This is a genomic window from Brevundimonas vesicularis (assembly GCF_032067225.1).
Taxonomy (GTDB): Bacteria; Pseudomonadota; Alphaproteobacteria; order Caulobacterales; family Caulobacteraceae; genus Brevundimonas; species Brevundimonas vesicularis_F.
This window is the reverse complement of record NZ_DAMBJX010000021.1, coordinates 1-15,056: the sequence shown is the minus strand read 5'-3', so window position 1 is coordinate 15,056 and position 15,056 is coordinate 1. Positions and strand designations below refer to the sequence as shown.

At 63.4% G+C, this 15,056-nt stretch carries 17 protein-coding genes and 1 tRNA gene; 7 read left to right on the top strand and 11 right to left on the bottom strand.

The window, feature by feature from the left end:
* The coding region (locus tag RT123_RS07280) for an autotransporter outer membrane beta-barrel domain-containing protein (protein ID WP_313008552.1) at positions 1-522 on the top strand (522 nt) is incomplete at its 5' end.
* Positions 523-580: 58 nt separating this feature from the next.
* On the opposite strand, the gene RT123_RS07275 is transcribed toward RT123_RS07280, so the two are convergent.
* From RT123_RS07275 to lon, 3 genes are all read right to left on the bottom strand, one after another.
* Positions 581-657, bottom strand: a tRNA-Val gene (locus RT123_RS07275).
* A gap of 35 nt (positions 658-692) precedes the next feature.
* On the bottom strand, positions 693-968 hold the full coding sequence (locus RT123_RS07270; protein WP_017504003.1) for an HU family DNA-binding protein: 276 nt from the start codon (positions 966-968) through the stop codon (positions 693-695).
* A 104-nt stretch (positions 969-1,072) separates the two neighbouring features.
* Positions 1,073-3,469 carry an endopeptidase La gene (lon, locus tag RT123_RS07265; protein ID WP_313008551.1) on the bottom strand — a complete coding sequence of 799 codons (2,397 nt, stop codon included), beginning with the start codon at positions 3,467-3,469 and terminating at the stop codon, positions 1,073-1,075.
* A 404-nt stretch (positions 3,470-3,873) separates the two neighbouring features.
* On the opposite strand from lon, the gene RT123_RS07260 reads away from it, so the two are divergent.
* Together RT123_RS07260 and RT123_RS07255 are read left to right on the top strand one after the other, a co-directional pair.
* Positions 3,874-4,083 (top strand): hypothetical protein, encoded by a 210-nt coding sequence (locus RT123_RS07260; protein WP_313008550.1) that lies wholly within the window; start codon positions 3,874-3,876, stop codon positions 4,081-4,083.
* Entirely contained in the window at positions 4,080-4,274 is a 195-nt protein-coding gene (locus tag RT123_RS07255; RefSeq protein ID WP_313008549.1) for a hypothetical protein, read from the top strand. The genes RT123_RS07260 and RT123_RS07255 overlap by 4 nt, the downstream gene beginning before the upstream one ends.
* Positions 4,275-4,345: 71 nt before the next feature.
* Here the strand turns inward: RT123_RS07255 and clpX are convergent, their stop codons facing one another.
* Complete coding sequence (gene clpX, locus RT123_RS07250) at positions 4,346-5,614, bottom strand: ATP-dependent Clp protease ATP-binding subunit ClpX (RefSeq protein ID WP_055755232.1); 1,269 nt, start codon at positions 5,612-5,614, stop codon at positions 4,346-4,348.
* Between the two features lie 194 nt (positions 5,615-5,808).
* Between clpX and RT123_RS07245 the strand changes: the two genes are divergently transcribed.
* Positions 5,809-6,456 carry an HAD-IB family hydrolase gene (locus RT123_RS07245; RefSeq protein ID WP_313008548.1) on the top strand — a complete coding sequence of 216 codons (648 nt, stop codon included), beginning with the start codon at positions 5,809-5,811 and terminating at the stop codon, positions 6,454-6,456.
* A gap of 3 nt (positions 6,457-6,459) precedes the next feature.
* Here RT123_RS07245 and RT123_RS07240 read toward each other — a convergent pair whose 3' ends face one another.
* From RT123_RS07240 to tig, 4 genes are all read right to left on the bottom strand, one after another.
* A complete protein-coding gene (locus RT123_RS07240; protein WP_055755230.1) occupies positions 6,460-6,780 on the bottom strand; it encodes a hypothetical protein in 321 nt (106 codons plus the stop codon).
* A gap of 73 nt (positions 6,781-6,853) precedes the next feature.
* On the bottom strand, positions 6,854-7,501 hold the full coding sequence (locus RT123_RS07235; protein ID WP_017506180.1) for an ATP-dependent Clp protease proteolytic subunit: 648 nt from the start codon (positions 7,499-7,501) through the stop codon (positions 6,854-6,856).
* A 93-nt stretch (positions 7,502-7,594) separates the two neighbouring features.
* Entirely contained in the window at positions 7,595-8,500 is a 906-nt protein-coding gene (locus RT123_RS07230; RefSeq protein ID WP_313008547.1) for a hypothetical protein, read from the bottom strand.
* A gap of 104 nt (positions 8,501-8,604) precedes the next feature.
* Positions 8,605-9,951 (bottom strand): trigger factor, encoded by a 1,347-nt coding sequence (gene tig, locus RT123_RS07225; protein ID WP_082854088.1) that lies wholly within the window; start codon positions 9,949-9,951, stop codon positions 8,605-8,607.
* A gap of 191 nt (positions 9,952-10,142) precedes the next feature.
* Between tig and RT123_RS07220 the strand changes: the two genes are divergently transcribed.
* Positions 10,143-10,844 (top strand): MBL fold metallo-hydrolase, encoded by a 702-nt coding sequence (locus RT123_RS07220; RefSeq protein WP_091747128.1) that lies wholly within the window; start codon positions 10,143-10,145, stop codon positions 10,842-10,844.
* Positions 10,845-10,862: 18 nt separating this feature from the next.
* On the opposite strand, the gene RT123_RS07215 is transcribed toward RT123_RS07220, so the two are convergent.
* On the bottom strand, positions 10,863-11,156 hold the full coding sequence (locus RT123_RS07215; protein WP_313008546.1) for a hypothetical protein: 294 nt from the start codon (positions 11,154-11,156) through the stop codon (positions 10,863-10,865).
* A gap of 103 nt (positions 11,157-11,259) precedes the next feature.
* Between RT123_RS07215 and RT123_RS07210 the strand changes: the two genes are divergently transcribed.
* A complete protein-coding gene (locus RT123_RS07210; protein WP_313008545.1) occupies positions 11,260-11,421 on the top strand; it encodes a hypothetical protein in 162 nt (53 codons plus the stop codon).
* 116 nt (positions 11,422-11,537) lie between these two features.
* Positions 11,538-11,759 carry a general stress protein gene (locus tag RT123_RS07205; RefSeq protein ID WP_039243609.1) on the top strand — a complete coding sequence of 74 codons (222 nt, stop codon included), beginning with the start codon at positions 11,538-11,540 and terminating at the stop codon, positions 11,757-11,759.
* A gap of 84 nt (positions 11,760-11,843) precedes the next feature.
* On the opposite strand, the gene egtB is transcribed toward RT123_RS07205, so the two are convergent.
* The gene (egtB, locus tag RT123_RS07200; protein ID WP_313008544.1) at positions 11,844-14,003 is read right to left on the bottom strand and encodes an ergothioneine biosynthesis protein EgtB; all 2,160 of its coding nucleotides are present in this window, start codon (positions 14,001-14,003) and stop codon (positions 11,844-11,846) included.
* 103 nt (positions 14,004-14,106) lie between these two features.
* The coding region (locus RT123_RS07195; RefSeq protein ID WP_313008543.1) for an acyl-CoA dehydrogenase family protein at positions 14,107-15,056 on the bottom strand (950 nt) is incomplete at its 5' end.

Here is a 15,056-nt window from a genome sequence, read left to right as displayed (position 1 = left end):
CTGGTCGCTACGGGCGTCTATCTGAACAACAAGTCCGACTGGCACGGCTGGACCGCAGCGGTCGCCGGCGGCGCCTCCTATGAGCGCAACTTCGGCCGTCTCAACATCCGCCCCGAAATCTACGGCGAGTATTTCAGCCTGTCGGAAGGTTCGCGCAGCGAGAAGGGCGGCGGGGACGGCTTCGATCTCGACATCGATTCGCGCGACAGCCACATCTTCTCGGCAGTGGCGGCGATGAACGTCGGCTATGGCTTTGGCCGCAACGGCTGGATCCGTCCGGAACTGCGCGTCGGCTATCGTCAGAACATCTCGGTGGACGCCGGCGAAACCATCGCCCGCTTCGCCAGCGGCGGCCCGGACTTCATCCTGTCGCCGGACGCCATCGAAGGCGGCGGGCCGATCCTGGGCTTCCGCCTGAACTTCGGCAACGAATTGGGCATGCTGTCGCTGACCGGCGACGCCGAGCTGCTGGAAGACTACGTCCGCTACTCGCTGCTGCTGCGGGCCAGCTTCCGCTTCTGATCGCAGCCCGATCCAAACAAACGAAAGGCCGCCAGAGCGATCCGGCGGCCTTTTTGTTTGGTAGGCGGCGACGGGTTCGAACCGCCGACCCTCTCGGTGTAAACGAGATGCTCTGACCAGCTGAGCTAGCCGCCCCCAAAGGGCAGAGACGGGCTTATGCCCGTCGCGCCTCAACCGTTCAAGGCGCTTTTCAAACCTTCTCCTGGGCGAAAGCGCGCGGTGCGCGAGGCGGGTCGGGCCACGGCCGCGCCGGTCTGCGGATTGCGCGCGACGCCCGCCTTGCGGTCCACGGCGACAAAACTGCCGAAGCCGATCAGCTTCACGTCCGCACCCCGCGTCAGCGACTCGGTCACGCCGTCGGTAAAAGCCTCCAACGCCGTCTTGGCCTGGTCGCGGCTGATGTTCGCCGCGCTGGCCATCCGGCCGATCAATTCCGCCTTGGTCATCCGTCCCCCTCCAGAACGAATACTAAAGGACAGATCGGCGGTTGCGTCAAAAACGAAAACGCCGCCGGTGGGGCCACCGGCGGCGCTCGCTGTTCAACTCGGCGTTAGTGGCTGACCGCCGCCGCCAGCCCTTCCGGAGCCGCGACCGGGGCCGGCAGGGGTTCGGCCGCCTCGTCCCACTCCACCGGCGTCAGGGTGCCGACAAGCGCCCACTTCAGCGCCTCATCCGCCGTGGAGATCGGCACGATCTCCAGCGCCGACTTCACATTGTCCGGCACGTCAGCGAGATCCTTCTCGTTCTCCTGCGGGATCAGCACCGTCTTGACGCCGGAGCGCAGAGCCGCAAGCAGCTTCTCCTTCAGGCCGCCGATGGCGGTGACCCGGCCGCGCAGGGTGATCTCGCCGGTCATGGCGATATCCTTGCGGATCGGGATGCCGGTCAAAACCGAAACCATCGCCACCGTCATGGCCACACCGGCGGACGGGCCGTCCTTGGGCGTAGCGCCGTCCGGCACGTGGACGTGGATGTCGGTCTTCTCGAACACCGGCGGCTTGACGCCGAAGGCCAGGGCCCGCGAGCGAACGTAGGACGCCGCAGCCGAGATCGACTCCTTCATCACGTCCTTCAGATTGCCGGTCACGGTCATGCGCCCGCGCCCCGGCATCTTGATCGCCTCGATGGTCAGGATGTCGCCGCCGAACTCGGTCCAGGCTAGGCCGGTGACGATGCCGACCTGATCTTCCTCGTCCGTCTCGCCATAGCGGAACTTCTTGACGCCCGCATATTCGGCCAGCTTGGCCTCATCGACCGTGATCGACTTGGCACCCGTCTTGGCCATTTCGCGCACGGCCTTGCGCGCCAGACCGCCTAACGCGCGCTCCAGCGAACGGACGCCGGCCTCGCGGGTGTAATAGCGGATCAGATCGCGGATCGTGTCTTCCGGCACGATCAGTTCGCCGTCCTTCAGACCGTGATCCGCCAACTGCTTGGGCAGGACGTGACGCTTGGCGATCTCGACCTTCTCGTCCTCGGTGTAGCCCGACACCCGAATGATCTCCATCCGGTCCATCAGCGGCTGCGGCATATTCAGGCTGTTCGCGGTCGTCACGAACATCACCTGGGACAGGTCGTAGTCCACCTCCAGATAGTGGTCGCCGAAGGTCGAGTTCTGGGCCGGGTCCAGCACCTCCAGCAGGGCCGACGACGGATCGCCGCGCCAGTCCGATCCCAGCTTGTCGATCTCGTCCAGCAGGACGAAGGCGTTGGTGGTCTTGGCCTTCTTCATCGACTGGATGATCTTGCCAGGCATTGAGCCGATATAGGTCCGGCGGTGACCCCGGATCTCGCTTTCGTCGCGCACGCCGCCCAGCGACATGCGGACGTATTCACGCCCCGTCGCCTTGGCGATGGACTTGGCCAGCGAGGTTTTGCCGACACCGGGAGGGCCGACCAGGCACAGGATCGGACCCTTCAGGCTGCCGGTGCGGGCCTGGACCGCCAGATACTCGATGATCCGTTCCTTGACCTTCTCCAGGCCGAAGTGATCCTCTTCCAGTATGTCCTCGGCCTTGGCCAGATCGATCGGCTTCTGCTTGGCCTTGCCCCACGGCACGGACAGCAGCCAGTCGAGATAGTTGCGCACGACGGTCGATTCCGCCGACATCGGACTCATGTTGCGCAGTTTCTTGACCTCGGCCTCGGCCTTGGTGCGCGCCTCCTTGGACAGGCGCGTCTTACGGATGCGCTTCTCCAGATCCATAATCTCGTCGCGCGCGTCGTCGGTCTCGCCCAGCTCGCGCTGGATCGCCTTCATCTGCTCGTTCAGATAATATTCGCGCTGGGTCTTCTCCATCTGGCGCTTCACGCGCGAGCGGATCTTCTTTTCGACCTGAAGGACCGAAATCTCGCCCTCCATCAGCCCGTAAACCTTCTCCAGCCGCTTGGGCACGTCGAAGGTTTCCAGCAGGCCCTGCTTGTCGGCGATCTTGACCGACAGATGGGCCGCGACCGAGTCGGCCAGCTTGGAGGCGTCGGTGATCTGGGGGATGGAGCTGAGGGCCTCGGGCGGAACCTTCTTGTTCAGCTTCACATAGTTTTCGAACTGCTCGACCACGGCGCGCAGCATGGCCTCGGCCTGCGAGGCGTCGCCGGCTTCGTCTTCGATCTCGACGGCCTCAGCCTCAAAATACTCCTCACGGTCGGTGAAGCGGGTCAGGCGCGCGCGGCCCTTGCCCTCGACCAGCACCTTCACCGTGCCGTCGGGCAGTTTCAGCAGTTGCAGCACCGAGGCCAGCACGCCGATGGGATAAATGGCGTCAGGCGACGGATCGTCGTCGACGCTGTTCTTCTGGGTCGCCAGCAGGATCTGCTTTTCGCCCTTCATGATCTCGTCCAGCGCCTTCACCGACTTTTCGCGTCCGACGAAGAGCGGCACGACCATGTGCGGGAAGACGACGATGTCTCTCAGCGGCAGGACGGGCAGGATTTTTGGTTCAGTCATGATGCGTACTCCTGGGCCATTGATCATCTCCGGCCCGCCGCCAGGGTCCGCCGGGCAAGAGGCCCGACCGGCGCATGACGGCCCGTCGATTCCGACGGCGTTCGGATGAGTATGTGGTTTGAAAGACCCGCGGTTCAAGCGTGACCGCGGAACGGCCCACACCTGCGTGGCGACAAAGCCCCCGATCGCGCCGCTTTAGGTCCGCATTACGCCCGGCGACGCTTTCGACATGGCCGCTTTACGGGGATCGGGCGTCTTCTGCGGCTCCAAGGAGATGATGATGAGCCGTTCCCACCTGCTGGCCGAGACCCTGAAGCGTCCAGCCCGCCGCCGACAAGCCTTCAGATGGCGATGGCCTTCATCGGCGCCCTGTTCGGCGCCCCGATCCGCAAGGTCCGCGCGCGATGATGCAGGGCCATGTCGAGGGCGGCGTGACCCGTCCTGCCCCTCCCCGACGCTATCGGGTCGTGCCTCGCGCCAGCGGTTGGGCCGTGGCGGTCAACAACGCCTGCACCCGCCCGCTGCCCGATCGCATCTCGGCCGAACGCCTCGCCGCCCGACTTCAGGCCGAGGCCGACCGCCTGAACCGCGACCAACATCGCATGACACAATGATAAGGCCCCTAGCCTCGCCACCCTCCGTCGAAATCCTGACCATCCAGCCTGTCGGAGATCGCTGGCGCATCACCTCAAGCGACGGCCTGTTCGAAGGCGTCTTCACCGACGCCAAAAGCGCCGTCCGATGCGCCAGAGCGGAGGCCGACGCCCATCCGGGCCATATCCTGATGCTGGCCAAACCCGCCTGATCGCCTCAGGTCAACAAAAAGGCCGGAGCGATCTCGCTCCGGCCTTCGTCATTTCAGGACTTTTCGCCGATTCAGGCGGCGCCGTCGGCCTTTTTCTTGGAGGCTTCCGAGTAGATCAGCAGGGGCTGAGCCTTGCCGTCGATGACCTCGGCGTTGACGACGACCTCTTCGACGCCTTCGAAGGTCGGCAGTTCAAACATGGTCTCGAGAAGGATGCCTTCCAGGATCGAGCGCAGACCGCGCGCCCCGGTCTTGCGGGTGATGGCCTTCTTGGCGACAGCGATCAGGGCGTCGTCGGTGAAGGTCAGTTCGACGTTCTCCATCTCGAACAGGCGCTTGTACTGTTTGACCAGAGCGTTTTTCGGTTCGGTCAGAATGGTGACCAGCGCCGTCTCGTCCAGATCTTCCAGCGTCGCCAGAACGGGCAGACGACCGATGAACTCGGGGATCAGGCCGAACCGCATCAGGTCGTCAGGCTCGACACCCTTCAGAATGTCGCCGGTGCGACGTTCATCGATCTCCTTGACCTGGGCGCCAAAGCCGATCGAAGCCCCTGCCCCGCGCGCCGAGATAACCTTCTCCAACCCAGCGAAGGCGCCGCCGACGATGAACAGGATGTTGGCGGTGTCGACCTGCAGGAACTCCTGCTGCGGATGCTTGCGACCGCCTTGCGGCGGCACGGAGGCGACGGTGCCTTCCATGATCTTCAGCAGGGCCTGCTGCACGCCTTCGCCCGACACGTCGCGGGTGATCGACGGGTTGTCCGACTTGCGCGAAATCTTATCGATCTCGTCGATGTAAACGATGCCGCGCTGGGCCCGCTCGACGTTGTAGTCCGACGCCTGAAGCAACTTCAGGATAATGTTCTCGACATCCTCACCCACATAACCGGCCTCGGTCAGCGTCGTGGCGTCGGCCATGGTGAAGGGCACGTCGATGATGCGCGCCAGCGTCTGGGCCAGCAGCGTCTTGCCCGAGCCAGTCGGCCCGATCAGCATGATGTTCGACTTGGCCAGTTCGACGTCGTTGTTCTTAGTCGCGTGGTTCAGGCGCTTGTAGTGGTTGTGGACGGCGACCGAGAGCACCTTCTTGGCGTGCGCCTGGCCGATGACATAGTCGTCCAGCACGTCGCGGATTTCCTTGGGCGTGGGCACGCCGTCGGTCGTCTTCTTAAAGCCGATCTTGTGCTCTTCGCGGATGATGTCCATGCACAGTTCGACGCATTCATCGCAGATGAAGACGGTCGGGCCCGCGATGAGCTTGCGGACCTCGTGCTGGCTCTTTCCGCAGAACGAGCAGTAGAGGGTGCTTTTGGCGTCGGTGCCGGCTGCTTTGGTCATAGACCCTTATCTCACTCCCGCGGGTCGGACCGAAATGGCCCAAAACGCGCTTCCCTCACATTGATTCCAGCACTCTGGATGCGAAGGTCTTCAAAAAATGACAATCACCCATCACACGTTCCGGAACAACCCCGAAGGCGGCAAGGGATTGTTGCAGTGCGTGGATGGATCAGTGTCGACGGGGATCAAGGCGAATGTCTGACATGGGTATTGTGCAGGAAATACGCCAGTCCACGGCGAATGGACCTGCCATCGTCGCCTTCGATTTCGACGGCACGCTGACGATTCGAGACAGCTTCACCGAGTTCCTGCGCTGGCGCGCCGGTACGGGCGCCTGGGCCTTGGGATTGGTCAAGCTGGCTCCGGCGCTGGCCGCCTACGCCAAGGATCGCGACCGGGGCCGGATCAAGGCGGCCTCCGTAAAGGAATTCCTGCTTGGCGTGAGCCGCCAGACGCTGGAAACGGAAGCCGCAGCCTTCGCCGAAGAGATCTGGCCCCGCTTCATGCGCCCCGATGCGCTTGAGGTGTGGAACGACTGGGGCCAACGCGGTGCGCATCGCGTCATCGTGACCGCGTCGCCGACGACGACCGTTGCGCCGTTCGCCCGCAAACTGGGGGCCGAGGCCTTGCTGGGCACTGAGTTTGTCTTCAACGCCGATGACCGAATCACCGGCGACTTCGCCGGTCCCAACTGTCGCGGTGAGGAAAAGGTGCGGCGGCTGAAAGCGGCCTATGGCGATGACATGACGCTCGTCGCCGCCTACGGCGACACCTCGGGCGACACCGAGATGCTGGCGATGGCCCAGCAGCCAGGTTTCCGAATTTTCCGCCGGAAGCCCTGAAACTTAGTTGCCGTCGGCGTCCACGTCGAACACCATCGCCTTGCCGCGCGAGGCCGGATCCCAGCCGGCCTCGATCGCCGAGGCGACAGCGGTGCGGACAGCGTCGACATTGACGCGCTGCTTCTCCACATCTGGTCGGCCGTTGGGCCGAAGTGGCGGCGGAAACTGCACGATGGCTTCACGCTTGAAGTCCGCGTGGCGAAGAGAGACGGCCATGCCCTCCCAGACATTTCCGCCCTTGGGCTGAGGTTGGCGACGAAGCTCCCAGACGTAGCTTTCGCCATCGACATCGACCGTGCCGCTTTGATCTCGTGTGAACTGCATGGCGGTTCCGATAGCACAAAATGAAAAGGGCGCGCCGCAACGGGCGCGCCCTTTTCGCCTTTCGACGGCAGTCTTAGTTGCCGGGCGTCTTCACGCCATCGGCGTCGGCCTGCTCGCGGCGATCGTAGACATGGTCAACGATGCCCCAGGCCTTGGCTTCCTCGGCCGACATGAAGTGGTCGCGATCCAAAGTCTTCTCGACCTCCTCATACGTCCGACCGGTGTGATGGACGTAGATCTCGTTCAGACGACGCTTGGTGTAGCGGATGTCGGCGGCATGCAGTTCGATGTCCGACGCCTGGCCGCGGAAACCGCCCGAGGGCTGGTGCACCATGACCCGCGCATTCGGCAGGGCGATCCGCTGGCCAGCGGCGCCCGCCGTCAGAATCAGCGAGCCAGCCGAAGCCGCCATGCCCATCACCACGGTCGAAACCGGGCTCTTGATGTATTGCATGGTGTCGTAGATCGCGAGCGCCGAGGTCACCTGACCGCCGGGGCTGTTGATATACATGCTGATTTCCTTCTTGGGGTTCTCCGATTCAAGGAACAGCAGCTGGGCGCAGATCAGCGACGCCATCCCGTCCTCGAACGGTCCCGTCAGAAAGATGATTCGCTCACGCAGCAAGCGCGAGAAAATGTCGAAGGAACGCTCACCGCGGCTGGATTGCTCCACCACCATCGGCACCAGGTTCATGTTCATCAGTTCGATCGGATCGCGCATTTAGCCTTCTCGGATGCAGTGGCGACGATTCAGCGTCGTCAGCCGGTTATGCTGCATATCGCGTTCGATGACACCCTGCGCAAGACGCCGGGTTTAATCGGATTGCGCGTCTTGCTGGTTCGCCGCTGCACGACGTCCTTTCTGTAGTCGTTCCGCGACCGCCGCCTCCTGCGCGGCGGCGGATGCGCGATCGGGCTCCGCTTCATATAGCGCTTGCAGATAGGCGCGGTCCCAGTCCGTGAGGCCGGTCACGTTCTGAGGATCACCAAATAAATTCAGCACAGTGGGCTGATCGGAGTAGTCGGCGCGGGGATCGACCTGCGCCAAGACGACCATCGCGGCGTAGTCCATCAGAGCCGGCAAAAGGACGCCACTGGCCTTGGTCATATCAATGACGACGGTCGCTGAGTTCAGGTCGTACCGCAGTGGCGACCTCATGCGGCTGACGGCCCGCGATCCAATCGAGGGCGGCTCTCCACCGGCGACACGGGCCGCCAGTTGGCCAGTGTCTGCTGAGACTGGCAGGGAAATGTGCCACCATCGCACTGGCGCATCGCTGGTTTTGAACCGTTCCAGCGCCGCCAAACCCATGTTCGTGTTGTCGATCGGAGGACGGAAACGACGACGCCAACCTTCCACCAGCGCAGATGCGACACTGGGACCATCCTCCGTGGCGATTATGAGCACATTGGCCGAGCAGCCAGGCTCGCCCACTCGAATTTCAAGATCATGAGCGATTTCGCCGATGCGATCGGCAAGCATCTGACCGTAGGGCGCCTTCAATCCGGCGACGCTGACGCACAGAGGCGTATTCCACCGTCCAAGCCGCGCACCGGCGGGCGCGGTCGCAACACGCTGGACAAATTGGCGCGCAGCCTGCCGCGGCGACTGACCCTCAACCGTGATCTCCTCCAGATCTGTCGGGGGCGGCTGTCCCGGATCCTGCGCCTGCGCGCCTGCGGTGATGAGGGCGGCCAGAGTGACAGCGGAAAAAGACATTGAGGACATACCTGAAAAGCAAAATGGGCCCGCACTGCGGACCCATTCGACCTACAATCCAGACACCACAACCGCCAGTTACGGTCGTGTAATCGAGCCGAAAATCAGCCCTCGTCCTCGTCTTCCTTCAGCAGCTCTTCCTTCGTGATCGGCTTGTCTGTCACGTCGGCGACACCCACGATCAGGTCGACGACCTTCTCTTCGTAGATGGGCGCGCGCATCTGGGCGGCGGCGTTGGGGTTCTGGCGGTAGAAGTTCAGGACGGCCTGTTCCTGGCCCGGATAGTTGCGCGCTTCCTGCAGGATGGCGGCGTTCAGTTCCTGGTCGGTGACCTGGACGTTGTTGGCGCGACCGATTTCGGCCAGCACCAGGCCCAGACGCACACGGCGTTCGGCGATCTTGCGGTATTCAGCCTTCAGATCTTCGTCCGACTTGGCGGCGTCTTCTTCCGGCAGACGACCAGCGGTCTTGTCAGCCTCGACCTGCTGCCAGATGCCGTCGAACTCGGCGTCCACCATCTTCGGCGGCAGCGGGAAGTCGTGGGCCTCATCCAGCTGGTCCAGCAGGGCGCGCTTCAGCTTGAAACGGGCCGCGCCGGCGTACTGCTGGTCCAGGTTGGACTTCAGCAATTCCTTCAGCTTGTCCAGCGACTCCAGACCGATGCGGGTGGCGAAATCGTCGTCGATCTTGGATTCGGCTTCCGCCTTGATGGCCTTCACCTTGATGTCGAAGGTGGCCTTCTTGCCGGCCAGATGAGCGGCTTGATAGTTCTCGGGGAAGGTGACTTCGATGGTCTTCTCTTCGCCGACCTTGGCGCCCGTCAGTTGCTCTTCGAAACCGGGGATGAAGCGGCCCGAGCCGATCACCAGGTCCGCGTCCTCGGCGGCGCCGCCTTCGAAGGGCTCGCCGTCCAGCTTGCCCAGGAAGTCGATCGTCAGCTGGTCGCCCTCGGCGGCCTTGACGGTCTTGCCCTTCTTGTCTTCGTAGGTCTTGGCCTGACCGGCCAGTTCCGTCAGGGCCTCGTCCAGATCGGCGTCAGACGCTTCATAGGTCGGGCGCTCCAGCTTCAGGGTCTTGGGATCGACCGGCTCGAAGTCCGGCATGATTTCCAGCGACATTTCATAGGCCAGGTCTTCCTGACCGGCGATGACCTTGTCCATGTCCGAGGTCAGCTTCATCTCGGCCGGCGCGGCGGGACGGATCTTGGCCTCGTCGAGCGCCTTCTGGCTGGTTTCGTTCAGCTCGGCGTTGATGATCTCGCCCATGAACTCACGGCCGAAGGTCTTTTTGACGTGGGCGACCGGCACCTTGCCCGGACGGAAGCCCTTCAGCTTCACCTGCGGGGCGACTTCCTTGACGCGGGCTTCGAGCTTTTCGTTCAGCTCCGCGACGGGAATGGTGACCGCGATCACGCGGCTGAGGCCTTCGTTCGACTTTTCGACGACTTGCATGGTCGGGATTCTGACGCTCTGGGGCGCATGAGCCATCGAGACGGCCGGCGCGGAATGGATAAAGCAAGAAGGCCGCCCCGTGTGGAGCGGCGCCTCGAAGCCCGCCCTTATGTCGAGAAGGGCCCGAAAGGTCAACGCGGGCGTAGTCAGAGCCGGTGGTTTCGCGGCCTTTGCTTGGCTATGTTGACCAAATGAGCCAACCCGCCTCCCCCATCGGCGTCTTCGTCACGCCCGTCACCCCGCTTCAACAGAACTGCACGACCGTCTGGTGCACCGCCACCAACAAGGCCGCGGTGATCGATCCTGGCGGTTCGGTCGATGCAGTCCTGGGCGAGGTCACGCGGCGCGGCCTGACGCTGGATCAGATCTGGATCACCCACGGCCATCTGGATCACGCGGGCGGCGCAGCAGAAATGCAGGAAAAGACCGGCGCGCAGATCACCGGCCCTCAGAAGGCCGACCAGTTCTGGATCGACCGAATCGTGGAGAGCGGCCGGATGTACGGCCTGCCCGACGCTCGCCCCTTCACGCCCGACCGCTGGCTGGAGGATGGCGACACGGTATCGTTGGGGGAAACGATCTGGGAGGTGCGTCACTGCCCCGGCCATACGCCCGGGCACGTCATCTTCTTCAATCGCGCGGCGCGATTCGCCCAGGTCGGCGACGTTCTGTTCAAGGGTTCGGTCGGTCGCACCGACTTCCCGATGAGCGATCCGCCCGCACTGATCCGCTCCGTGATCGAAAAGCTCTGGCCGCTGGGCGACGACGTCACCTTTGTGCCGGGCCACGGGCCGATCTCCACCTTTGGCGAAGAGCGACGGACCAATCCGTTCGTGTCTGACGCTGCAATGCGACAGGCCCCGATCCAGCGTGAGCCGTCGGGGCCTGCCTGAGCCTGCTGATCGTGTGGCTTATCGGCGCAGGATCATGCCGATGATGACGCCGATACCCAACGCATAGAGCGTGGCCTTCATCGGATTGTCCTGAATGTCTTCCTGCACGCGATGGATGCGTCCGGAAATCTTCTCACGCACCAGGCCCGCATCTTCTCTGACGGCCTGACGAACCGACGTGGTCTTGCCAAAGCTGCGGCCCTCGCCTTGCGCGAGAATTGCGTCGGCCTGTCGGTCCAGACGTTGGGTCAGATCATCGTCCTCCAGGACGATGTCGTCGGGTGATGTCGCGCTTATCGGGGTATTGGTCATGTCGATCTCCGTGGTTCGCTGAACAAACCGGCGTTGCGACCCATGGTTCCTTTTTGAACGCGGGCGATCAGGGTGCGTTGGTTGATCGCACAAGGAGCCGCTCATGACCTATATCGAACCCACTCCGACCACGCCGCAACCCGAAACTCAGCCTGAGCCGGCGCAGCAGCCGGAAATACAGCCTTCAGACACGCCCGATGAAGTTCCGCCGATGGAACCGGATGTTGGCGGCGAAGGTGATTCGCGACCTTACGGTGCTGGGTAAAGTCAAACTCACGAGCCCTTGAGGATCGTGACAGTAAAACGGAGTTCCCGACGGAACCGTCACCGAGTCACTGGGTTCACTTCAGCAAGCGCAACGGCAGCACTGAAAGGAACACGATGGACAGCCAACCCACGCGCCCCTCCGGCGTTTCCAAGCGAGGTTTCGCCTCCATGGATCCCGAACGTCAGCGCGAAATCGCGCGCAAAGGGGGCGCAAGCGTCCCCAGCGAAAAACGCAGCTTCTCCCAAGACCGCAGCCTCGCCGCACAGGCGGGCCGCAAGGGTGGAGAAGCGTCGCACGGAACCAAGAAAGACGCGGACGCCGCCGACGGGCAATAGTCGGCGGAACTCGATACAAACAAGGGCGGCCCATCAATCGATGCGCCGCCCTTTTTCTTGCCCGCGATCAGCCGCGCATTCGGCTCAGGCGCGCAGGACTGCCAAGGCGACGCTCGGCGCCGGAGAGGTATCAATGCGGACAACCGTCCAGCCGGAGGCGGCCGCCATGGCTTGGATCGATCCAGGCGTGAACTTGCGCGAGCTTTCGGTGTGGATCGTCTCGCCGGTCACGAAGCGGAATGTCCGATCTCCGATGCGCGCGGTCGTCGGCGCGATCGCTTGCAGATGCATTTCCATGCGCGAGGCGTCCGGGTTCCACACGGCGCGGTGAACAAAGGCGTCCACATCGAAATCAGCATCCAACTCGTGATTGGCGCGGATCAGAACATTGCGATTGAAGGCCGCCGTGACGCCTTGGCTGTCGTCATAGGCGGCGACCAGGATCGCAGGGTCTTTGACCAGATCGACGCCCAGAATGAACAACGCCCCCTCGCCCAGCATCCGACGCGCCGCCGCCAGGAACTGCTCGGCCTCGTCCGGTTGCAGATTACCGATGGTCGAGCCGGGGAAGAAGCCGATTCGCCGTCCCGACGGCAGGTCTTCGGGCAGCGGCGCCAAATGCTCGAAGTCCCCCAAAACCGGCTGCACGCGCAGCGTCGGATAGTCATCGCGGACGCGAATGGCGGCGTCCATCAGAGCACTCTCGCTGATGTCGAGCGGAACGTAGGCGCCGAGGTCGGTGGCGGCGTCCAACAAAATCCGCGTCTTCTCGCTGGCGCCGGATCCGAATTCGACCAGCACCGCGTCGGGGCCAAAGTCGGCCGTCAACTCTGCTGCGCGATCGCGCAACAGCGCCATTTCCTGCCGGGTCGGATAGTATTCGGGCAGCACGGTGATGTCTTCGAACAGGCGCGACCCGTCCGCGTCATAGAACCACTTCGGCGGCACGGCCTTTTGCGCACGCGACAGCCCTTCGATCATATCCTTTCGAAAGGCGGCGGTTTGGGCGTCGTCCGCGGCGGCGTCTCGCGCCACGGTCCGATCTTCAGCCAGTCTCAAACCCATGAAGGCCCACCTCTGTTGGGGATAGAAGAAGTTGCGATAGGTGATGCGGTCATGGCCCGGCGGCGTGGCGAAAGATCCGCCTCGCAGCACCATCTGATTGGCCATGAACTTGCCGTTGTATTCGGCGGCGGTACCCGGCGTCGGCTGAAAACCGGGATAGGGCGCATAGGCGCTGGACGTCCACTGCCACACTTCGCCAGCCAGGTTCGAGAACGCATCAGGCGAAGAGGCGGCGGCATGTTCCCATTCCGCCTCGGACGGCAGTCGCTTGCCGGCCCAACGGGCAAAGGCGTCGGCCTCATAAAAGCTGATGTGGCGAACCGGCGCAGCAGGATCGACAGGTTTACGCCCCGTCAGACCCATCACGGTCCAGTCGCCATTAGCCAAACGCCAATACAGCGGCGCGGTCCAGCCCTCAGCCTTGACCGTCGCCCAGCCGTCCGACAGCCACAGCTCGGAACGCGAATAGCCGCCATCCTGGATGAAGGCGATCCAGTCGCCGTTCATCACCAGATCCGCAGCCAGAGCGAACGGCTCCAGCCAGACGCGGTGCGACGGCCCCTCATTGTCGAAGGCGAAGCCCGATTGGTCGTGGCCGATCGTCACCAGACCGCCTTCAAACGCCACCGTTCCAACGCGCGTTTTTTGAAGCGCCTCGGCTCTGGGCTCGATCTCATAGGCGGGAGGGTCGAGCGGAGAGCGCGACATCAGGTTCAGCATATCCATCAGGAAAAGCTCCTGATGCTGCTGGTCGTGGTGCAAGCCCAGCTCGAACAGATAGCGTTGATGGCCGCTGGTCTCGCCCTGCGCCAGCCAGGCGACCATGCGGCGGTCGATCTCTCGGCGATAGGCCAGGACCTCATCGACGGAGGGGCGAGTCATCAGCCCGCGCTGGTCCCGCCTGACCCGCTCGCCCAAAGCCTCATAGTAGGAGTTGAACAGCTGCTGAAAACGCGGATCGACGGGCTGGTATCCGGGATCGGACGACAGGATCATCGCCTCGAAAAACCAGCTGGTGTGCGCCAGATGCCATTTCCCTGAGCTGCAATCCGCCATCGACTGAGCTGACAGATCCTCGGCAGACAAACCTTCAGCCAGAGCGATCATGCGCGCGCGAACGGACTTAAACCGCGCCACGTCTGACGCAACCCGCGGGTCGGGCTCGGAGCGCGCATTCATGTCAGCTGTCCCGTCCGACACCAGCCCCAGCGCCTTGTCAGTTGCCGAACAAACGCACCAACAAGGCCAAGGTTCCCAAGCACTTGGCGTTCGGGATCACGCATCAGCGCATCGGGCGGCCGCCATGTTTGGCGTATTCCAACCGCGCGATGGTGCGATTATGGACCTCGTCCGGGCCGTCGGCGATGCGCAAGGTGCGAACACCCGCGTAAAGCTCGGCCAGAGGCGTGTCGCCTGACACACCGGCGCCGCCGAACGCCTGAATGGCGTCGTCGATGATCTGCAAGGCCATCTTCGGCGCGGCGACTTTTATCTGGGCGATCTCGGAACGCGCGTTCTTGGCTCCCGCCTGATCCATCATCCAGGCGGCCTTCAGCACCAGCAGGCGGCACATCTCGATGTTGGTGCGCGCCTCCGCGACGCGGTGTTCCCAGACCGAATGCTCGGCCAACTGCTTCTTGAACGCCGTCCGGTTCAGCAGCCGCGTCACCATCAGTTCCAGCGCCCGCTCGGCCGCACCGATGGTGCGCATGCAGTGGTGAATACGGCCCGGGCCAAGCCGCCCCTGAGCGATCTCGAAGCCCCTGCCCTCGCCCGCGATCAGGTTCTCGACCGGCACGCGGACGTTCTCCAGCACGACCTCGGCATGGCCGATCGGCTTTTCATCATAGCCGAATACCGACAGCATCCGCTCGACGCGGAAGCCAGGCGTGTCGGCCGGCACGATGATCTGCGACTGCTGGGCGTGGGATGCGGCGTCTGGATCTGTCTTGCCCATGACGATGGTCACGGCCAGGTTCGGATGGCCCATATTGGTCGACCACCATTTGCGGCCATTGATGACATAGTGGTCGCCGTCTCGCTCGATCCGGGTCTGGATGTTGGTCGCGTCGGATGAGGCGACCTCAGGCTCGGTCATCAGGAAGGCCGAACGGATTTCGCCCGCCATCAGGGGCTTCAGCCAGCGCGCCTGTTGCTCCGCGTTCCCGTACATATGGAGCACCTCCATATTGCCGGTGTCGGGGGCGTTGCAGTTGAACACCTCGGCCGACC

Excerpts from the sequence above, each read along its gene's own strand:
- RT123_RS07270 (WP_017504003.1), bottom strand. The coding sequence starts at position 968 with ATGACCAAGGCGGAATTGATCGGCCGGATGGCCAGCGCGGCGAACATC.
- lon (WP_313008551.1), bottom strand. The coding sequence starts at position 3,469 with ATGACTGAACCAAAAATCCTGCCCGTCCTGCCGCTGAGAGACATCGTC.
- RT123_RS07260 (WP_313008550.1), top strand. The coding sequence starts at position 3,874 with ATGATGCAGGGCCATGTCGAGGGCGGCGTGACCCGTCCTGCCCCTCCC.
- RT123_RS07255 (WP_313008549.1), top strand. The coding sequence starts at position 4,080 with ATGATAAGGCCCCTAGCCTCGCCACCCTCCGTCGAAATCCTGACCATC.
- clpX (WP_055755232.1), bottom strand. The coding sequence starts at position 5,614 with ATGACCAAAGCAGCCGGCACCGACGCCAAAAGCACCCTCTACTGCTCG.
- RT123_RS07245 (WP_313008548.1), top strand. The coding sequence starts at position 5,809 with ATGTCTGACATGGGTATTGTGCAGGAAATACGCCAGTCCACGGCGAAT.
- RT123_RS07240 (WP_055755230.1), bottom strand. The coding sequence starts at position 6,780 with ATGCAGTTCACACGAGATCAAAGCGGCACGGTCGATGTCGATGGCGAA.
- RT123_RS07235 (WP_017506180.1), bottom strand. The coding sequence starts at position 7,501 with ATGCGCGATCCGATCGAACTGATGAACATGAACCTGGTGCCGATGGTG.
- RT123_RS07230 (WP_313008547.1), bottom strand. The coding sequence starts at position 8,500 with ATGTCTTTTTCCGCTGTCACTCTGGCCGCCCTCATCACCGCAGGCGCG.
- tig (WP_082854088.1), bottom strand. The coding sequence starts at position 9,951 with ATGCAAGTCGTCGAAAAGTCGAACGAAGGCCTCAGCCGCGTGATCGCG.
- RT123_RS07220 (WP_091747128.1), top strand. The coding sequence starts at position 10,143 with ATGAGCCAACCCGCCTCCCCCATCGGCGTCTTCGTCACGCCCGTCACC.
- RT123_RS07215 (WP_313008546.1), bottom strand. The coding sequence starts at position 11,156 with ATGACCAATACCCCGATAAGCGCGACATCACCCGACGACATCGTCCTG.
- RT123_RS07210 (WP_313008545.1), top strand. The coding sequence starts at position 11,260 with ATGACCTATATCGAACCCACTCCGACCACGCCGCAACCCGAAACTCAG.
- RT123_RS07205 (WP_039243609.1), top strand. The coding sequence starts at position 11,538 with ATGGACAGCCAACCCACGCGCCCCTCCGGCGTTTCCAAGCGAGGTTTC.
- egtB (WP_313008544.1), bottom strand. The coding sequence starts at position 14,003 with ATGAATGCGCGCTCCGAGCCCGACCCGCGGGTTGCGTCAGACGTGGCG.